16 protein-coding genes are annotated in these 17,373 nt (G+C 65.5%); 5 read left to right on the top strand and 11 right to left on the bottom strand.

The features are described from left to right. Nucleotides 1-219: 219 nt before the first annotated feature. Nucleotides 220-1,122, bottom strand: coding sequence for a LysR substrate-binding domain-containing protein (locus ACU0B3_RS05450; RefSeq protein ID WP_446259813.1), 903 nt, complete (start codon nt 1,120-1,122; stop codon nt 220-222). 350 nt (nt 1,123-1,472) lie between these two features. Between ACU0B3_RS05450 and ACU0B3_RS05455 the strand changes: the two genes are divergently transcribed. Continuing rightward, nucleotides 1,473-1,820, top strand: a complete 348-nt coding sequence (locus tag ACU0B3_RS05455) for an ArsR/SmtB family transcription factor (RefSeq protein WP_446259814.1) — start codon at nt 1,473-1,475, stop codon at nt 1,818-1,820. A gap of 239 nt (nt 1,821-2,059) precedes the next feature. On the opposite strand, the gene ACU0B3_RS05460 is transcribed toward ACU0B3_RS05455, so the two are convergent. From ACU0B3_RS05460 to ACU0B3_RS05480, 5 genes are read right to left on the bottom strand one after another with little or no spacing between them, the layout of a single operon-like run. Then, nucleotides 2,060-2,794 (bottom strand): SDR family NAD(P)-dependent oxidoreductase, encoded by a 735-nt coding sequence (locus ACU0B3_RS05460; RefSeq protein ID WP_446259815.1) that lies wholly within the window; start codon nt 2,792-2,794, stop codon nt 2,060-2,062. Then, nucleotides 2,791-3,369 carry a DUF3833 family protein gene (locus ACU0B3_RS05465; protein ID WP_446259816.1) on the bottom strand — a complete coding sequence of 193 codons (579 nt, stop codon included), beginning with the start codon at nt 3,367-3,369 and terminating at the stop codon, nt 2,791-2,793. Before ACU0B3_RS05465 ends, ACU0B3_RS05460 begins: the two co-directional genes overlap by 4 nt. Before the next feature lie 2 nt (nt 3,370-3,371). Further along, on the bottom strand, nt 3,372-4,622 hold the full coding sequence (locus ACU0B3_RS05470; RefSeq protein WP_446259817.1) for an MFS transporter: 1,251 nt from the start codon (nt 4,620-4,622) through the stop codon (nt 3,372-3,374). Then, entirely contained in the window at nt 4,622-5,377 is a 756-nt protein-coding gene (locus tag ACU0B3_RS05475; protein WP_446259818.1) for a DUF1365 domain-containing protein, read from the bottom strand. Before ACU0B3_RS05475 ends, ACU0B3_RS05470 begins: the two co-directional genes overlap by 1 nt. Continuing rightward, nucleotides 5,374-6,645, bottom strand: coding sequence for an NAD(P)/FAD-dependent oxidoreductase (locus ACU0B3_RS05480; protein ID WP_446259819.1), 1,272 nt, complete (start codon nt 6,643-6,645; stop codon nt 5,374-5,376). Before ACU0B3_RS05480 ends, ACU0B3_RS05475 begins: the two co-directional genes overlap by 4 nt. A 130-nt stretch (nt 6,646-6,775) precedes the next feature. Here ACU0B3_RS05480 and ACU0B3_RS05485 point away from each other — a divergent pair, with 130 nt between their 5' ends. Then, nucleotides 6,776-7,423: a sigma-70 family RNA polymerase sigma factor gene (locus ACU0B3_RS05485; RefSeq protein ID WP_446259820.1), complete on the top strand. Its 648-nt coding sequence runs from the start codon at nt 6,776-6,778 to the stop codon at nt 7,421-7,423. 2 nt (nt 7,424-7,425) lie between these two features. Then, complete coding sequence (locus tag ACU0B3_RS05490; RefSeq protein ID WP_446259821.1) at nt 7,426-8,088, top strand: ChrR family anti-sigma-E factor; 663 nt, start codon at nt 7,426-7,428, stop codon at nt 8,086-8,088. A gap of 3 nt (nt 8,089-8,091) precedes the next feature. Here ACU0B3_RS05490 and mutL read toward each other — a convergent pair whose 3' ends face one another. From mutL to ACU0B3_RS05505, 3 genes are all read right to left on the bottom strand, one after another. After that, a complete protein-coding gene (mutL, locus tag ACU0B3_RS05495; protein WP_446259822.1) occupies nt 8,092-9,903 on the bottom strand; it encodes a DNA mismatch repair endonuclease MutL in 1,812 nt (603 codons plus the stop codon). Nucleotides 9,904-10,055: 152 nt separating this feature from the next. Then, nucleotides 10,056-11,402 (bottom strand): ammonium transporter, encoded by a 1,347-nt coding sequence (locus tag ACU0B3_RS05500; protein ID WP_446259823.1) that lies wholly within the window; start codon nt 11,400-11,402, stop codon nt 10,056-10,058. A gap of 30 nt (nt 11,403-11,432) precedes the next feature. After that, entirely contained in the window at nt 11,433-11,771 is a 339-nt protein-coding gene (locus tag ACU0B3_RS05505; RefSeq protein ID WP_446259824.1) for a P-II family nitrogen regulator, read from the bottom strand. Between the two features lie 264 nt (nt 11,772-12,035). Between ACU0B3_RS05505 and ACU0B3_RS05510 the strand changes: the two genes are divergently transcribed. Together ACU0B3_RS05510 and ACU0B3_RS05515 are read left to right on the top strand one after the other, a co-directional pair. Further along, nucleotides 12,036-14,186, top strand: coding sequence for a transglycosylase domain-containing protein (locus ACU0B3_RS05510; RefSeq protein ID WP_446259825.1), 2,151 nt, complete (start codon nt 12,036-12,038; stop codon nt 14,184-14,186). Nucleotides 14,187-14,355: 169 nt separating this feature from the next. Beyond that, nucleotides 14,356-15,402, top strand: a complete 1,047-nt coding sequence (locus ACU0B3_RS05515) for a TRAP transporter substrate-binding protein (protein ID WP_446259826.1) — start codon at nt 14,356-14,358, stop codon at nt 15,400-15,402. Nucleotides 15,403-15,575: 173 nt separating this feature from the next. Here the strand turns inward: ACU0B3_RS05515 and rsmD are convergent, their stop codons facing one another. Next, the gene (gene rsmD / locus ACU0B3_RS05520) at nt 15,576-16,139 is read right to left on the bottom strand and encodes a 16S rRNA (guanine(966)-N(2))-methyltransferase RsmD (protein WP_446259827.1); all 564 of its coding nucleotides are present in this window, start codon (nt 16,137-16,139) and stop codon (nt 15,576-15,578) included. Then, entirely contained in the window at nt 16,136-17,344 is a 1,209-nt protein-coding gene (locus ACU0B3_RS05525; protein WP_446259828.1) for an NAD(P)/FAD-dependent oxidoreductase, read from the bottom strand. The genes rsmD and ACU0B3_RS05525 overlap by 4 nt, the downstream gene beginning before the upstream one ends. Between the last annotated feature and the right edge of the window lie 29 nt (nt 17,345-17,373).

Genomic DNA, 17,373 nt, shown 5'->3' on the forward strand with positions numbered 1-17,373 from the left:
CAGATGTTCACGCGCCGCCCCATGGGGGCGGGTCGGCGCGGCCTGACGGTTCCCGTCAGGCGGGCGCTTTGATCTGAGCGAAGGAGTATCAAGCTTTAGGTCGGCTGCGGTAAGCCATCCACCAAGCGATCTTCGTGCTCTTGCCGGAGGCGGCGGGCGGAGTCGAAATTCCAGTTTACAGCAACCTAACCTCGGCCCACGCCCGACCGCCCCAAAACCTCACTCACCCTTACGCTTGATCGTGCCGACACGCAGGTCGCGGGTCGCTTCGAGCAGCCAGGCACGGAACGCGCGCGCCGCCTTGTCCTGCCGCGCGCCCTCCCCCATCAGAAGATGATAGCTGCCCAACTGGAAGCCGATGTCAAAGACACGCACCAGCTGCCCGCTCTCGACGTAACCTTGCACCACATCGTCACCGACCAGAATCGCGCCCCGACCGGCCAGCGCCGCGTGACAGGCGAGCACCGCGCGCATCCGCCAGGCCGGACGCGTCTCGATGCCTTGCGTGTCCACGCCGGCCTCGGCAAACCAATGCGCCCACATGTCGCCGTCCCGGTCCTGGAGCCTCGGCACCCTCAAAAGGTCTTCCGGCGTCTGCAAAGTCGCGGCAAACGCTGGGCTTGAATAAACGTGCAGCGGCAGATCACTGATGAGGTCCGTCGGGCGATCCGGCACGCCCGACTTGTAAAAGCGGATGGCAAAGTCCGCCTCGTGCCGGCGCACGTCGGCCAGCGCGTGATCGGGGTCGAGTTGCACCTCGACTTCCGGCGCAATCTCCTGAAACGCGTGCAGCCGCGCGATGAGCCAGAGCGTCGCAAAGAGCGGCTCGCAGGACACCGTCAACACGCCCTCGGCTCGCGCGCCAAGGTTGCGCGTGGCGTCTTCGATCCGGTCAAAGGCCGGCGCGATCTCGTCGAGATAGGCCGCCCCGCTTTGCGTCAGGCGCACACCGCGCGGAAGGCTCGCAAAGAGCTGCACGCCCAGCCGGTCCTCCAGCCCGCGCACATGACGGCTGACCGACGAATGTGTGACGCCGAGCTCTTCGGCTGCGGCGTTAAAACTCTCGTGCCTTCCGGCGGCCTCGAAGGCGCGCAAGGCATTGAGCGGCGGCAAGTTGCGCATTGGACGGGTTCCATGTGCATTTTCTGCACATATCAGCCGCAAGAACGGCATTTGTAAAGCCACCCGGCCAGCGTCATATCTCCCTCAATCACTCGAATGGAGGCCAAAATGGCAATGGTCGATCAGCTGCCCCGCCGGGCGGCACAGTCTCTTTATGCTCGCATTTTGCACAGGTTGGGTAGATGGCCATGGCGCAGACGGCAGGTCCTGTCCAAACGTCTGGCGCGTGACGTCGGGCTCGACCCGGAGCAGCATCCGTTCGAGCGCATCCCCCTCCCGAGCGAAGTCTGGTCCCACCCGCGGCTCTGAGGTCCCTTCCCGCGCCCGCGAAAACCAACTACATCCGTTCTGTGACCCCCGCGCTTGATACCGTCTTTGCGGCGCTTGCCGATCCGACCCGCCGCGCGATCCTCACGCTTTTGCTGGAGGACGACATGGCGGTGACGGACGTGGCCGAGCCGTTCGACATGTCGCTCGCCGCCATCTCCAAGCACCTCGCGGTGCTCGCGGCGGCGGGGCTGATCAGCCAGGAAAAGCGCGGGCGGGTGAAATGGTGCAAGCTCGAGCCCGGCGCACTCAAGGATGCCAGCGTCTGGATGCAGGGGTTCGGCCAGTTCGAGCCGGTCAACCTGGACGCCTTCGAGCGATTCCTGGAGCAGGAGCTGCCGCCTTCGGCACCGGGCACGTCACCTGAATAGAAAAGCGGGCGCCTTGCAGACAAGGCACCCGCTTACCGTACCGTACTCTTACCGCGTGGCGTGCCTTACGCGACCGCACTGTACAGACACCAAAGGTGTCAAAGGGCCACCACAATCACTGAACAGATGCCATGCGCCGAACACCGCCAGGCATCAAACCCTCAGGTTGAGGGATACCAGGCAGGCTTGTCGCATGAACGGGTAAATAAAGGGTGCCTTTCCCCCCAAACGCTGCGGCGTCAGGAAAAGACCCGAAAGTAGAGCCAGCCGGGCAAAAACCGCGACCCGCGGAAGACGTAGCTGAAAAGGCGCGGGAAGCTCTTAGCAAAGCTGTCCTGGTGCATGAGCTCGAACATCTCGCTGGCGGCCTCTTCGGGCTCCATCAGGAAGGGCATGCGAAAGTCGTTCTTTTCCGTCAGCCGGGTGCGGATGAAACCGGGGTTCGCCAGCTGCACGCGCACGCCAGTCTTGCGCAGGTCCGCGTGGAGCGATTCCGCAAAAGCCATCACGCCCGCCTTGGAGGCCGCGTAGCCCTGCGCACCCGGCAGGCCGCCGAACCCCGACAGCGAGCCTGTGATCACGATGTGGCCTGCGTCGCGCTCGATCATCGATGGCAGGACGGACCCAACTGCCCGGATCGCGCCGGTGAAGTTGATGTCCGCCATGGCCACCACTTCCTTTTGCGTCCACTCCTGCGCCGATTGCGGCCAGTAGACACCGGCGAGAAAGATGATCCCGTCGATCTCCCCGATCGCCTCCGCCGCGTCGGCGACGCTTTGGTCGTCCGACACATCGACGGTCTGTACCTCGGCCGGCCCGGGCAGGTCGAACGCAAGCTCGTTTAGCTTGTCTTCCGAGCGCGCCGAGAGGATCAGGTGAACCCCCGCGCGGCTCAGCTTGTGCGCCAACGCGGCGCCGAGCCCTTCGCTCGCGCCAACCATCCAATACCGCTTGCCCTGCCAGTCTTCGGTCATGCCGCCATACGCTCCTCTTGTGACACCGGGCGCATCGTCGCGACGAGCTCGGCAACCTTGATCCCGAACTTTCGGAACTGGCTGCGGTTCAGGATGGTTCCGCTCGGGGTCAGGTACATCCAGTCGTTGGCGTGCAGCACGTGCCCGCCGGACGCCTCCGGTAGCCTGAGTTTGTAAAGCAGCTGGAACGCCGAGCCGCGCTGCACGCCAGAGCCTGTGCCGACGACATCATCCGCGAGCGCCTTGACCTTGCCGCTGCCCTGGACCTCGAGCACCCACTGGCGGGTCTGGATCTCGCCGCTGTCGTACTCGAACCGTTCCGACATGATGCCGCGCGTGCCTTCCCACGTGATGTCGAAATGGCCGACAAAGCGGGATGTGACCCGGCCGGTCGGTCCGTAGATCAACCCCTCGCAGATCATCGGGCCCCTCAGGTGCCTTTGCAGATCGAACGTTGCGCCGGCATCGACATAATCCTCGGGTGACTGGCCATCGAAGTCGAAGTAGATGCGCCTCACCCACACGAGCGCGACGATCAGCAGCGCACCTGCCGTCAACAAAACAAACGTGTCCATCTTTAACGTTCCTTGATTTCCGTTCCGGCCAGAAGGCCGATGGCGACTATTTTCAGAAGGCACGGCAGCCCGGCATAAAGCCAGGTCAGCACCTGCAGTGCCTCCTCGGTGTTGGCCGTCCCGGACTGGAAGCCTTGCGCCTCCAGCACCGGCAAGAGCGTCACCGCCGCGATGGCCAGCGCGGCTTTGGACACGAAGCTCCACAATCCAAAAGCCTGCGCCGCATCGGGCGAGATCTTGGCCAGCCGTGTGGCGAACAGGGCCGGGAGGAGCGTCATGTCGGCACCCAGGGTCGCCCCGGATGCCACACAGATCACGGCGAACCAAAAGGTGTCGCCCGTACCGAGCGCCAGCGCACCGCCAAAGGAGAGGATCGCAAGGACCATCGCCACAAGCAGCATGCGCTTGGCGCCATAGCTTTCCGCGAGCCGGCTCCAGACCGGCGCGCTCACCGCGGCAGCGGCGAAAAAGAGCAGCAGCAGCGGGCCTTCGTATCCCGGCGCGCCGAGCCTGCTCTCGACAAAGAACAGAAAGAGCGTCGAGCTGACCGCCACCGGCGCGGCATTCAGCAGCGCGATCAAGAGCAAGCGCCGAGCCAGCGGGTCTGACAGGATCAACGCCAGCCGGGGGGATTCGGTTGCGCTCACCCGCCCCGACCACTCGCGCTGCATCACCAGCCCCGCGACCACCGCCAGCGCGGCGAATCCCGCGGCAAAGACCGCAAAGGGCGCGCCCGTTCCCATAAGCGCCACCGGAGCCACCGCTGCAACGCACACACCGAGCAGCGCGCCCGTCTCGCGCCATCGCGCGACCTTGAGGTGACCGTTTCCGGCGAGCCGGTCCGCCGTCGCCACGCCTTGGGTGTAGAACGTGATCGTCAGAAAGCTGAACGAGGAGAAGACCAGCGTCAGCATCGCCGCGAACCACCAGAGCGGCGCGATGGGCGGCGTAACGGCAAAGAGGCCGACCATCCCGGCCCCGAGCACGCCCAGCCCCCCGGCCACGGCCAGCGCGCGGCGGTTCGACAACGCATCGCTCAGTCGACCCAGCAGCGGGTCCTGCACAAAGTCCAAGAGCCGCAGCACAAAGAGCACCGTCCCAAGTGCCGCCAGGCTGACCCCGTAGGTGTCGACGTAGAATTTCGGCGCATGGATATAAAGCGGCAACCCCGCCGCGGCGAGGAGCCCGCCGAACACCGCATAGGGCCAGAGCCGCGGCGCCGCGCGCTCCATATGTCCGGCGACCGCCGCCATCAGCTCACGTCCGCCTTGGGCGCATCGGGGCGCGGGCGATAGGTCACGCCCTTCCACCAGAGCTTGAGCGCCTGCCAGTGGATCAGCCCCATCACCCGCCGCGCGCCGAGCGGTCGGCGCAGCATGGCGCGCAGCATCGCACCGGTCGTCAGCGGGCGCCGCTGTCCGGTCAGCGTGGCATAGACGCCGCCGCCCTCATGCTCGAAATCGATCCAGATGCCGATCCGCGCGTCCGTGATGTCGAAGCGGAAGGTGTAGCCGCCCTCGATCGGTTGAAAGGGTGAGACATGCATCAGCTTGGTTGCCGTCAGACGGTCCGTCGGCTGGATCGGGCGCAGGTCGGCATGACGGCAGAGGTACGAGTGCCGGTCGCCAAAGGTGTTGGTGACTTCGGCGATCACCGCGATCAGCGCGCCGTCCACGCCCCGCGCGAGCCAAAAGCTGACCGGGTTGAAGACGTAGCCAAAAACCTTGGGTTGCGCCAGCAATTCCACCTGTGCCACGCCGGTGACCTGATGCGTTTCAAAGATGTCGCGCGCCCAGACGGCACCCCGCCCCTCGTGAGGCGCTCCGCCGTGATCTAGATCGTCAAGCGACACCAGCCCGCGCGCATTGCGCCGGAACGGCCACGGCGCGCTCGCCTCAGCCTCGGCATCCACCAGCACGTAATCGATGGAGTAGCGAAATCCGTTCTCCACCGCGCCCTTGCGCCCGTGCCAGGTCTGCCCTGCGATATGATCGACGTTCGTGTTCACTCGGCGGCCACGCCCATCGCCGGGCGCAGCTTAAGCGTGCGGGTGACATCGAGCGCGCTGGCAAGGCCATCCTCGTGAAAGCCGTTCTTCATCCACGCACCACAAAACCAGGTGCTGCGCGCGCCATTGGTTGCCCGGAGCGTCTCCTGCGCCTGCAACGCTGCCTGATCGTAAACCGGGTGATGAAAGGTCACACAGTCATGCACCAGCGCCGGATCGATCTCGCGCGTCGTGTTGAGCGTGACAAAGAACGGCGTGTGATGCGGGATCGGCTGCAGCGAGTTCATCCAGTAGGTCAGGTCGATCCGGTCGAGCGCCTTGTCCGCCGCTTCGGTGTAGTTCCAGGACGACCAGACCGCCTTGCGCTTGGGCATCAGGGACGGGTCCGAGTGCAGCGTCGCGTCGTTCGGCTGGTACTTGACCGCGCTGAGGGCGGCGCGCTCCGTCTCGGTCGGGTCTTCGAGGAGCGCCAGCGACTGATCCGAATGGGTCGCCAGGACCAGCTCGTCGAACGCCTCCCAGGCGCCGCGGCAACGCAGCTCCACCCCGTGCGGGGTACGGCGCACTGCCTCGACACCCGCGCCGAGGCGCAAGTCCACGCCATTGCCGATCATTGCCGCCTCGAGGCGCGAGACATAGGACACCGACCCGCCCTGCACAGTGTACCACTGGTGCTGGCCATGCACGCCCAGCAGGTTGTGATTGCGGAAGAACGTGATCAGCGCGTGCGCCGGAAAGTCGAGAATCTTCTCCACCGGCGTCGACCAGATCGCCCCCGAGAACGGCGTCAGGTAATGCGTGCGGAACCACGCCCCCACCCCGATCTCGCGCAGAAAATCGCCGATGGTCTGCGAGGGGTCGATGTCCCGCTCGAGCGCCGCCTTGTTGAACTTGAGAATGTCGCGCACCATCCGCAGGAACCGCGGGTCGAGCGCATTCTTCGGCTGCGCAAAAAGTGCGCCGAGCCCGGCCAGACCGTACTCGACCTTTCCGCCACCCAGAGAGGCGCCAAAGCTCATGTTCGACGGGACCGTCGGCACGTCGAGCGCCTCGAAGAGCGCCGTCAGATGCGGGTAGTTGGCGTGGTTGAACACGATGAACCCGGTGTCGACCGGCTGGCCCTCCACCACGACCGTGCGCGCGTGTCCCCCGAGCCGCGCCTCGGCCTCGAACAGCGTCACGTCGTGCGTGCCGGACAGGTCGTACGCCGCACCCATCCCTGAGATGCCGCCACCCACAATCGCAACCTTGCGGCGAGAGGTACTCATCGGGTCAAAAGCCATGTATAGGTCCCACAAGTGTCAATCTGGGTTTACTACGTCGCGGCGCCAAATTTGGATGCAAAAGAAAATCCGAAATATCAGTGATCCATTCGAGCCGGCCTTCCGTACACCGGATATGTTGAAGGACACCGTGCTCGAAGCAACGCAAGAGCCTCCTCTGCTCCCCATCGGCGAGCAGCCAAGCGAGGTGAGCGCCGCAAACACGGACCCGAAACAGACCGCTGCGACGGAAGGCGCAGTGTATTGGGCGCACAAACTCGTAGAAGTTCAGCAGCACAAGGATGCCGCGGCCTTCAAAGAGGTGTTCGACCACTACGCGCCACGGGTCAAAGCTTTCTTGATGAAATCCGGCGCCGACGGGACGCTGGCAGAGGAATGTACGCAGGACGTCATGGCGACCGTTTGGCACAAGGCACATCTGTTCGACCCCGCGCGCGCCTCCGTCGCGACGTGGGTCTTCACGATTGCCCGGAACCGCCGCATCGACATGATCCGCAAGCAAAGACGGCCCGAGCCCGAGGAGCTGACCTGGGGACCGGAGGCGGACCCCGCCGCCGAAGAGGTCATCGGCCTGCAACAGGAAACCACCAAGCTGAGCGCCGCCCTGGCCGGCTTGCCGACAAAGCAGAGGGATTTGATCGAAAAGGCTTACTTCGGGGAGCTCTCGCACAGCGAGATCGCCGCGGAAACCGGCCTGCCACTTGGCACGATCAAGTCCCGAATCAGACTGGCGCTGGACCGCCTGCGCCACGCGATGAGGTAGAGATGACGACCCCGAAGACGAAGATCACGCACCACATCCCGCCAGCTTTGCTGATGGCGTACTCCGCCGGCACCCTGCCGGAGGCGTTCTCGCTGGTGGTGGCGACGCACATTTCGATCTGCGACAGATGCCGTGCAGAGCTGGCCACTTACGACACCGTCGGAGGTGCGCTGTTGGACACACTGCCGTGCGCAGTGGACGCTCCCGATTTCGCGGCCACGCTGTCACGCATCGCTGACACGCCCACGATGCCCATGCAGGTTGCAAGCGCACCGGTTGCGGATGCCGTTTTGCCAGCCCCTCTGACGCGGTATGTGGGCGGCGGGATCGACGCCGTAGCGTGGAAGTCCATCGGCGGCGGTGTGCGTCAGGCGATCCTCGACACGGACAAGGACGCGTCTGCGCGTCTGCTCTACATCCCCGCCGGCATGGCCGTCCCGGATCACGGGCACCGCGGCACCGAGCTGACGCTTGTGCTGCAAGGGGCGTTCTCGGACGAGGACGGCACCTTTGCGCGCGGAGACATAGAAGTCGCGGACGAAGGCGTCGATCACACGCCCGTTGCAGCGCCGGGTTTGGACTGCATCTGCCTTGCAGCCACCGACGCACCGCTCAAGTTCTCCGGCCTGCTGCCGCGGCTCGCACAGCCCTTCCTGCGGATCTGACGTTCAGCTGCGCCCGAAGAGGCGCTCTACGTCCGACAGCTTGAGCTCCACATACGTCGGGCGTCCATGGTTGCATTGGCCCGAGTGCGGCGTCGCCTCCATCTCGCGCAAAAGCGCGTTCATCTCGTCGACCCGCATCTGGCGCCCCGCCCGCACCGACCCGTGGCACGCCATCCGGCTGAAGATCGCGTCGATCCTGACCTGCAAAAGCGCGCTGTCGCCCTCCGCATCAAGCTCGTCGAGAATATCGCGCACCAGCGCACCTGCATCGACCGGCCCGAGTGCCGCAGGCGTCTCACGCACGACCACAGCCGCTCCGCCAAACGCCTCCAGCACCAGCCCGAGCCGGGCGAGCGCCTCGGCGTGGTTCAGCAGCCGCGCCCGCGCTTCGGGCTCCAACTCCACCACGTCCGGGATCAGCACCGCCTGCGAGGCCACCCCGTGCTCGGCCATCTGCCGTTTCAGGCGCTCGTAGATCAGTCGCTCGTGCGCCGCGTGCTGATCGACGAGGATCATCCCATCCTTTGTCTGCGAGACGATGTAGCAGGCATGCACCTGCCCCCGCGCCACACCCAGCGGGTAGTGCTCTTGCGGCGCGGTGTCCTCCACCACGGGCTCCGCCCGCGCTGACGGGGCAAACCCGGGCGTGTCCTGCCGCGGCGGCGTCGGCATCACATGCCGAGCCGCGAGGTCCATCTGGTAGATATGCGGCGCGACCGGCTCGGGACGCACGGCGCCAAGGGTGGCCTGCCCGATGGTCGTCGCGCTCCTGTGGCCATGCTCGGCAAGCGCGTGCCGCACGCCGCTCACGATCAACCCGCGGGCAACGCCCGGATCGCGAAACCGCACCTCGGACTTGGCCGGGTGCACGTTCACGTCCACCAGCTCGGGCGGGCACTCAACGAACAACGCCGCCGCAGCGTGCCGGTCTCGCGGCAGCAGGTCGTGATACGCCGCCCTGAGCGCCCCGAGCAGCATCCGGTCCCTGACCGGGCGCCCGTTCACGAACAGGAACTGCGACACCGCCGCCCCGCGCGAATAGGTCGGCAGCGCCGCGAACCCTGTCAGGTGCAGCGCCTCGCGCGTCGCATCGAGCGGCACGGCATTCTCGACAAAGTCCCGCCCCAGCACGCCGCGCAGCCGGCCCTGCAGCGCGCCAAAAAGATCGCCGCTGCCCGCATCCGCCCGGAAGACCTGCCGGGCCTTGCCATCGCTCCGGTCGGTCAGGGTAAAGGCGACAAACGGCTCCGCCATCGCCAGCCGTTTGACCACGTCCGTGACTGCCTGCATCTCGGCGCGCTCTGACCGCATGAACTTGAGCCGCGCAGGCGTCGCGTAAAAGAGGTCGCGCAGCTCGATTACCGTGCCCTGGCGCAGGGCGGCGGGTTTCACCGGGCCAAGCTTTCCACCCTCCACATGCAGAGCGTGCGCCTCGTAGCCCGGCGCGCGCGACGTGAGCTTCAGCCGCCCCACCGCACCAAGCGAGGGCAGCGCTTCACCCCGAAACCCGAAACTGCGGATGTCGAGCAGGTCCGTGCCGTCGATCTTGGAGGTTGCGTGCCGCGACAGCGCCAGCGGCAACTCCTCGCGGGTCATGCCGCAGCCGTCGTCGGTCACGCGGATAAGCTGCGTGCCGCCCGCCGCCACATCGACCTCGATCCGGGTCGCGCCGGCGTCGAGCGCGTTCTCCACCAGCTCCTTGACCGCCGAGGCCGGCCGCTCGACCACCTCGCCCGCCGCGATGCGGTTGATCGCGGTTTCATCCAGCTGCCGGATCACCGGCCTTGTGGATATGTTGCGGCTGAGCTGGTTCATGCCACGAGATGTAGCAGGCGCGCAGCGATTCCGAAAGGCCGTTCACCACTTGTTAACCAGCGCGCCCTCCCGCGCATCCGCCGCAAACAAAAAACCCGGGCACTTGCGTGCCCGGGCAGGTGGTCTCACCAAAGGTGTCTGTGCCTTAACGATCAGCCCTTGGAGAATTCCGGGTAGGCTTCCATGCCGAGCTCGGTGGTGTCGAGACCGGTGATCTCGTCTTCTTCCGAGACGCGGATGCCCATGGTTGCCTTGAGGATGAACCAGACGATCAGCGACAGCACGAAGGTGGCGCCGATGATCGACACGATGCCGAGGAGCTGCGCGCCGATGGTCGCATCACCGTCGTAGCTGCCGGTCAGGACAACCGCGATGGTACCCCAGATGCCGGCAAAGCCGTGGACCGGGATCGCGCCAACGACGTCGTCGATCTTCATCTTGTCGAGCAGCGGCACGGTCACCACCACGATCAGGCCGCCGATCGCACCGATGAGCAGCGCAAGGCCCAGCGTCGGCGCCAGCGGCTCTGCGGTGATCGACACGAGGCCGGCCAGCGCGCCGTTCAGCACCATCGTCAGGTCGACCTTCTTGTAGAGGACCTGAGTCAGGATAAGTGCGGCAACGGCACCAGCAGCGGCTGCCATGTTGGTGTTAGCAAAGATACGGCTGACGTCTGCGATGTCACCGACCGAGCCCATGGCAAGCTGCGAGCCACCGTTAAAGCCGAACCAGCCGAGCCACAGGATGAACATGCCGAGGGTGGCCAGCGGCAGGTTCGAGCCGGGCATCGGCACGACGCGGCCGTCCTTGTACTTGCCGATCCGGGGACCCAGCACGATGGCACCGGCGAGCGCGGCTGCCGCGCCACAAGCGTGCACGATGGTCGAGCCTGCAAAGTCGTTGAACGGGTTGTCGCCCGACATCAGCCAGCCACCACCCCAGGTCCAGGACGCGGTCAGCGGGTAGATCAGGCCGGTCAGGACAGCCGAGAAGATCAGGAACGGCCACAGCTTGATGCGCTCTGCCAGGGCACCCGACACGATGGATGCAGTCGCAGCACAAAACATCAGCTGGAAGATGTAGTCCGAACCGGTCGAGGCGTAGGACGAGTCGTCCGCATTTGCCAGATCAACACCCACCGCTTCCATCACACCGACGGACGGGAAGAGACCCGAGAAGTAGCCCTCGATGGCCCAGTCGCCGAGCGGGTACATCAGGTTGTAGCCGACGAGCCAGTACATGATCGCCGCAATCGAAAAGAGCGCGACGTTCTTGGTCATCTGCGTCGTTGCGTTCTTGGAGCGCACGAGGCCACCTTCGAGCATAGCAAAACCGGCCGCCATGAAGAACACCAGAAAGCCGCCGATCAGGAACAGCAGCGAGTTCATGATCCAGACAAATTCGTCTGCGGCCACAGTCGCGGGTGCATCCTGCGCCAGTGCCAGGCCCGGCAGCGCGATCAGTGCGGCGCCCAGAACCAGAGAGTTACGTAGTTTCATGTAGGTTATCCCTTTTCCCCAAGCGCGCGTTTACAGCGCTTCCTCGTTGGTCTCGCCGGTCCGCACGCGCACCGCCTGCGCGAGGTCCAGCACAAAGATCTTGCCGTCGCCGATCTTGCCGGTCTGGGCCGTCTTTGTGACGGTCTCGACCACCTGGTCCGCCATGGCGTCCGACACGGCGATCTCCAGTTTGACTTTCGGTACGAAATTCACGGCGTATTCCGCGCCGCGATAGATCTCGGTGTGGCCAGATTGCGAGCCAAAGCCCTTGATCTCGGTCACCATCATGCCGCGCACGCCAATCTCTGTGAGGGCCTCGCGCACCTCTTCGAGCTTGAACGGCTTGATCGTTGCAATGATCAGTTTCACCACTATCCCCTTTCTCCGGGCAGACTTTTGCCTGCGACTGGCTGCACCAAAGTCGGCGATGGGTTGCAAAAGGAAGGGACTTGCCAAGAGAATCGGCTGACTCGCAAAGCGGACTGCACAAAATTTAGCCTGTCTGAAATTTTTGCATTATTTTTGATCACATCGGAATCACACAAGTGCCGAGAGCCGCTGCGCCGCCCCTCTACAAACCGGGCAAAGCGGCGTATACATGCGGCAAAGCACAAGGTCGGGCAGGACCATCAGATGAGCACAGACAAGCGGCGCGGCGGGCGTCTGGTGGCGGACAAGCGCTATGGCGCCGGAACCAGTGCCGCCAAACCAGCCAAGCGCAAGAGCACGGCCAAGCCGAAACGCAAGGCACGCGCCAAAGCCGTGCGGCGCGGACCGCTCGGCTGGGCGGCGTTTGCGGTGGCCTGGCTCTTTCGGCTCACCTTCCGCCTGACACTGGCGGGCGCTGCCATCGTGGCCCTGCTGATCGGCGCGGGCGTCTTTTACTATTACAGCTCGCTGCCCGCCTATGAGGACTTGCTGGACGGACGCGCGCGTGGGTCGGTCACGCTGCTTGACCAGAACGGGCGGACCTTTGCCTGGCGGGGTGACCAGTTCGGCGGCGCCATCGGGGTCGGGGAGATGTCCCCCCACCTGCGCAACGCGGTCATCGCCACCGAAGACAAACGGTTCTACCGCCACATCGGCGTCAGCCCGCGCGGCGTCGCCTCCGCCATCCGCATCAACCTGCGCGAAGGGCGTGGACCCCTGTCAGGCCACGGCGGCTCGACAATCACGCAACAGGTGGCCAAGCTTGTCTGCCTCGGCCAGCCCTACGATCCGGCCATCTGGGAGACCGAACGCGCCTACGAGCGCGAGTGCCGGCAGGGCACGCTCTGGCGCAAGGTCAAGGAGGCGACCTACGCGCTTGCACTCGAGGCCAAGTTCTCCAAGGACGAGATCCTCACGATCTACATGAATCGCGCCTTTCTCGGCGCCGGCGCGCGCGGGTTCGAGGCCGCCTCCAAACGCTACTTCGGCAAGTCCGCGCAGCTGGTGAACGCGCCCGAGGCCGCGATGCTCGCGGGTCTGCTGGTTGCACCGACACGATTTGCGCCGACCAACGATCTCGAGCGATCGCGGCGCCGGGCCAACCTGATCCTCGGGTTGATGGAGGACCAGGGCTACCTCACCGCCGAGCAAGCCAACGTCGCCCGCGCCAACCCCGCCGTGCTCAGCCAGGCGGCAGAGGCGCGCTCGGGCAGCTACTTTGCCGACTGGGTGATGTCGTCCGGGCCCGAATTCTTTACCCGCAACACCACCGACGACGTCTTTATCCAGACGACCCTCGACCCCGCCATCCAGCGTGCCGCCGAAGAGGCGTTGACCTACGTGTTCGAAGAGAAAGTCCGCGCAGGGTCCAAGGCGCAGGCCGCCATCGTCGTGATGAGCGCCGACGGCGCCGTGCGCGCGATGGTCGGCGGGCGCAAAACGCAGGTCGCCGGCGCCTTCAACCGGGCCACGCAGGCCAATCGCCAGACCGGCTCGTCCTTCAAACCGTTCATCTACGCGCTCGCGATGGAGGACGGCTACCAGCCGAACGATTTTGTCCGGGACGAGCCGATGACGCTCAACATCCCCGGCGCAGGGGCCTGGTCCCCCAAGAACTACGACAACCAGTTCCACGGGCGCGTGACCCTTACCGAGGCGCTCGCGCAAAGCTACAACATCCCCGCCGTCCGCATCTCCGAAGGGCTGGGCGCCGACCGCGTCCGCGACATCGCCCGCGCCTTTGGCATCACCGGCGATCTGGTGCCAACACCCTCCGTCGCGCTTGGGGCCTCAGAGTCGACCCTGCTCGAGATGACCGGCGCCTACGCGGGGATCCTCAACGGCGGACGCTCGGTCAGCCCTTACGGCCTCGTCGACCTCCGCCTGCAGGGCGAGGACACACCCCTGATGGGCGCCTCCGGCGGCTATGGCCCGCGCGTCATCAGCGAGGAAGCCGCGCGCAAGCTTACGTGGATGATGCACGAGGTCGTGCAGTCCGGCACCGGCACCCGCGCCCGCCTCGACGGGCGGCAAGCCGCCGGCAAGACAGGCACGACCCAGGCCGCCCGCGACGCTTGGTTCATCGGGTTCACCGCCGACTACGTCGCCGGCGTCTGGATGGGATACGACGACAACACGCCTCTGACGGGTGTCACCGGGGGCGGCCTGCCAACTGAAATCTGGCGCGAGACGATGACCCGCGTGCACGCCGGCCTGCCACCGCGCCCACTCTCGATGCAAGGCCCGCCGCGTCCGGCTGCGCCTGCTCCAGAGCCGGCCCCGTCCCGGCAAGAACAGGTCCAAAAGGAAACCGTGCTGCAACAAGTCCTCAAAGAGCTGCTGGGCCAGAACTAGAGAGCTGCACTGAGGGGGAATACACGGAGTGATTTCCCCTCAGGCCCACGAAAATCGAATATCATCAAAGCTTTGGGCGGCACAGCAACACGTATCTTATTGCGAACGACTTGCAACTGACTGCGATTTCCCCCACATGTGCGCCACACGCACCAAAGGAGGCCATTCGATGAAACTGGTCACATCCGCTTGTCTTGCCGCAGCCCTCGCGCTGGCGGTCCTGCCCGTCGCCGCGCAAGAGGTCACGCTGCGCTTCCAGCACTTCGTGTCGCCCAACTCGGCAAACCCCAAGCACTTCATCGCGCCCTGGGCAGACAGCGTCGAAGCCGCCTCCGAGGGCCGAATCAAGGTCGAGATCTACCCCTTCATGCAGCTTGGCGGGTCAGCAGCCTCGCAATACGACCTGATCCGCGACGGCGTGATCGACGGCGGCTGGGTGATCCCGGGCTACCAACCCGGCCGCTTCCCCGAAGCCGAAGCGCTCGAGCTGCCCTTCATGGTGACCAAATCCGCCGAAGAGGCGTCCAAGGCCGCCTGGGAGTTCACGCAAAAGCACCTCGCCGATGACTTTGCGGACGTGCACCTGATCGCCGCGCACATGCACGGGCCGGGCCTCGTGCACAAGAAAGGCGCGGCCATCGACAAGGTCGAGGACTTTGCCGGCCTTAACCTGCGCGGACCGTCCCGGCCTGCCACCCTGCTCCTCGAAAAGCTCGGCGCCAACCCCATCGGCATGCCGGTCCCCGCCTTCCCCGAAGCGCTCTCGCGCGGGGTCGTCGATGGCGGCGTGATCACCTGGGAAATGTCGCCCTCGCTCAAGCTCGACGAGCTCACCGACAGCCACACCGACGTGGCCGGCGACCGCTCGCTCTACAACCTCTACTTCATCTGGGCGATGAACAAGGACCGCTACGCTGCCTTGCCGGACGACCTCAAGGCCGTCATCGACGCGCACTCCGGCTTCGACGCCTCCGCCTGGGCTGGCCGCGCCCACGACACCGGCGACGCCGAAGGGCTGGCCGCCATGACCGCCTCCGGCAATGAAATCGCAACGATGTCGGAGGCTGAGACCAACCGGATCAAGGCCCTCGGCGCAGCCGTCACCGCCGACTGGATCGCCGAGAAATCCGCCAAGGGCCTGCCTGCAGCGGCGCTGGTCGAAGACGTCCGCGCAATGGTCGCCAAACACGCGACCAGCGCGCTTGGCACGAACTGACGCTCTCAAAGCGAGGGGGCCAGCCCCCTCGACCCCCGAGGTATTTCCGAACCAGAGAAAATGCGGACCCGGTCCAGACCTTCTCTGGTTTTCAAATACCTTGGTGGGCCGTTCATTTGGCGCCATTGGTTCAAGCCCGATGGACGGCGGGCTGAGCCCCCATGTTCTGTCCTTTATCCCTTGCTGGGACGCAGGAAGCTAAAGACTGTACCGCTATAACTGCGGCTCTCGACTAAAGTGAACCCATCCGGTGGCGACATCTCAGAGGCTTCCTCCCAGACAACCAGGCTTTCAGGTGCGAGCCACCCGGCACGTCTGGCGGACGCGAGGGCTGCCCCTCCGAAACCTCGACCGTAGGGAGGGTCGAGGAACACCAGCGAGGCCGGGCGCGGGGCAGGAGTAAGGCGGGTGGCGTCGCGCGGGATGAGCTTGGCGCGCGAGTGCAGATCGAGCGCGGACAGGTTCTCGCGGATCAACCCCTGACCCACCCGCCCTGCCTCGACGAAGGTGGCGAAGGCGGCGCCGCGGCTGAGCGCCTCGATCCCGAGCGCGCCGGTTCCTGCAAAGAGATCGAGCACCTGCGCGCCTTCGATGACATCCCCGTAGCGACCGCCTTCGAGTACGTTGAAGAGCGCCTCGCGCAAGCGGTCCGACGTGGGGCGGAGCGCGTTTCGCGCGTCGCCCTTGCCAACCGAAGCGAGGCGCCGCCCGCCAAGAGACCCACCGATGACCCTCACGCGCGCAGGAGCGCCTTCATGTCGGTATCGGCATCTGCGATCACCTTCGGCGCAGGAGACCGGCCGCTCTCGATCAGGCGTTTGCCGATCATGTAGTTCCGCGGATCGTTCATCGCATCGACGGCCAACAGCGTCAGGCCTTGGTAGTACCAAAAGCTCACCGCGCTGCCGTCCCCTGCCCGTGTGACGATCCGATCGTACCCGCTGTTCAGACCCGCGATCTGCAGCTTGGTGTCGTACTGGTCAGACCAGAACCACGGTTTGGGGACATAGTCGACCACCCCCCCCATCATGTTCTGCGCCACGACCTCCGCCTGGTCGATGGCGTTCTGCACCGACTCGAGCCGGATGCGCTGCCCGCAATAGGGCAGCGATGCGCAGTCACCCGCCGCCCAGATATGCGGATCAGACGTGCGCCCGTTCAGGTCCACCGCGATGCCATTGTCGATGGTCAGCCCCGCCGCGGTAGCGAGCTCTGCCTCGGGCTGGATACCGACACCGACGATCACAAAATCGACGTCCAGCTCCGAGCCGTCCGTCAGCGCGGCTCCGGTCACACGCGCATCACCGATCAACCGTGAGAGCCCGACACCCTCGCGAATATCGACGCCGTGCGCGGTGTGCAGCGCGCGGAAGTAATCGGACGTCTCCGGCGCCGCCACCCGCCCCAGGATGCGCTCGGCCATCTCGACGAGGGTCACCGAGACACCGCGCTTGGCACAGACCGCCGCCGCCTCGAGGCCGATGTACCCGCCGCCCACGATCAGCGCGCGCGCCCCTTCCCGCACGTGCGGCTCCAGCGCGTCTACATCGCCCAGGCCGCGCACGGTGAAGACGCCTGGCAGGTCCCCCCCGATTGCGGCAGGCAAGCGACGCGGCGTCGACCCAGTCGTCAACGCGAGTTGGTCATAGGCCAGCACCTCGCCGCCTACGCTGACCGTCCTGGCCTCGCGGTCGATGGCGGTCACGCGGGACCCAAGCCGCAGGTCGATGCCTTGCTCGGCGTAGAAACTTTCCGGCCGCAGGAACAGCCGCTCCAGCGCCATCTCGCCCAAAAGGTAGGCCTTGGACAACGGCGGGCGCTGGTAGGGCGGCACATCCTCGGCGCAGATCAGCGTGATCTGACCGTCGAACCCGTCCTTGCGCAGGCGCGCGACCAGCGACGCACCCGCCTGTCCGCCTCCAATGCAAATGAAATGCGCCATCGCCCACCTGTTGGTTCTCGCCTCGTGCG

Source organism: Pseudaestuariivita sp. (assembly GCF_052825805.1).

What these genes read in the sequence shown, in the direction of transcription:
- ACU0B3_RS05450 (WP_446259813.1), bottom strand. Translation starts at nt 1,122, where the DNA reads ATGCGCAACTTGCCGCCGCTCAATGCCTTGCGCGCCTTCGAGGCCGCC.
- ACU0B3_RS05460 (WP_446259815.1), bottom strand. Translation starts at nt 2,794, where the DNA reads ATGACCGAAGACTGGCAGGGCAAGCGGTATTGGATGGTTGGCGCGAGC.
- ACU0B3_RS05465 (WP_446259816.1), bottom strand. Translation starts at nt 3,369, where the DNA reads ATGGACACGTTTGTTTTGTTGACGGCAGGTGCGCTGCTGATCGTCGCG.
- ACU0B3_RS05470 (WP_446259817.1), bottom strand. Translation starts at nt 4,622, where the DNA reads ATGGCGGCGGTCGCCGGACATATGGAGCGCGCGGCGCCGCGGCTCTGG.
- ACU0B3_RS05480 (WP_446259819.1), bottom strand. Translation starts at nt 6,645, where the DNA reads ATGAGTACCTCTCGCCGCAAGGTTGCGATTGTGGGTGGCGGCATCTCA.
- ACU0B3_RS05485 (WP_446259820.1), top strand. Translation starts at nt 6,776, where the DNA reads ATGTTGAAGGACACCGTGCTCGAAGCAACGCAAGAGCCTCCTCTGCTC.
- ACU0B3_RS05490 (WP_446259821.1), top strand. Translation starts at nt 7,426, where the DNA reads ATGACGACCCCGAAGACGAAGATCACGCACCACATCCCGCCAGCTTTG.
- mutL (WP_446259822.1), bottom strand. Translation starts at nt 9,903, where the DNA reads ATGAACCAGCTCAGCCGCAACATATCCACAAGGCCGGTGATCCGGCAG.
- ACU0B3_RS05500 (WP_446259823.1), bottom strand. Translation starts at nt 11,402, where the DNA reads ATGAAACTACGTAACTCTCTGGTTCTGGGCGCCGCACTGATCGCGCTG.
- ACU0B3_RS05510 (WP_446259825.1), top strand. Translation starts at nt 12,036, where the DNA reads ATGAGCACAGACAAGCGGCGCGGCGGGCGTCTGGTGGCGGACAAGCGC.
- ACU0B3_RS05515 (WP_446259826.1), top strand. Translation starts at nt 14,356, where the DNA reads ATGAAACTGGTCACATCCGCTTGTCTTGCCGCAGCCCTCGCGCTGGCG.
- ACU0B3_RS05525 (WP_446259828.1), bottom strand. Translation starts at nt 17,344, where the DNA reads ATGGCGCATTTCATTTGCATTGGAGGCGGACAGGCGGGTGCGTCGCTG.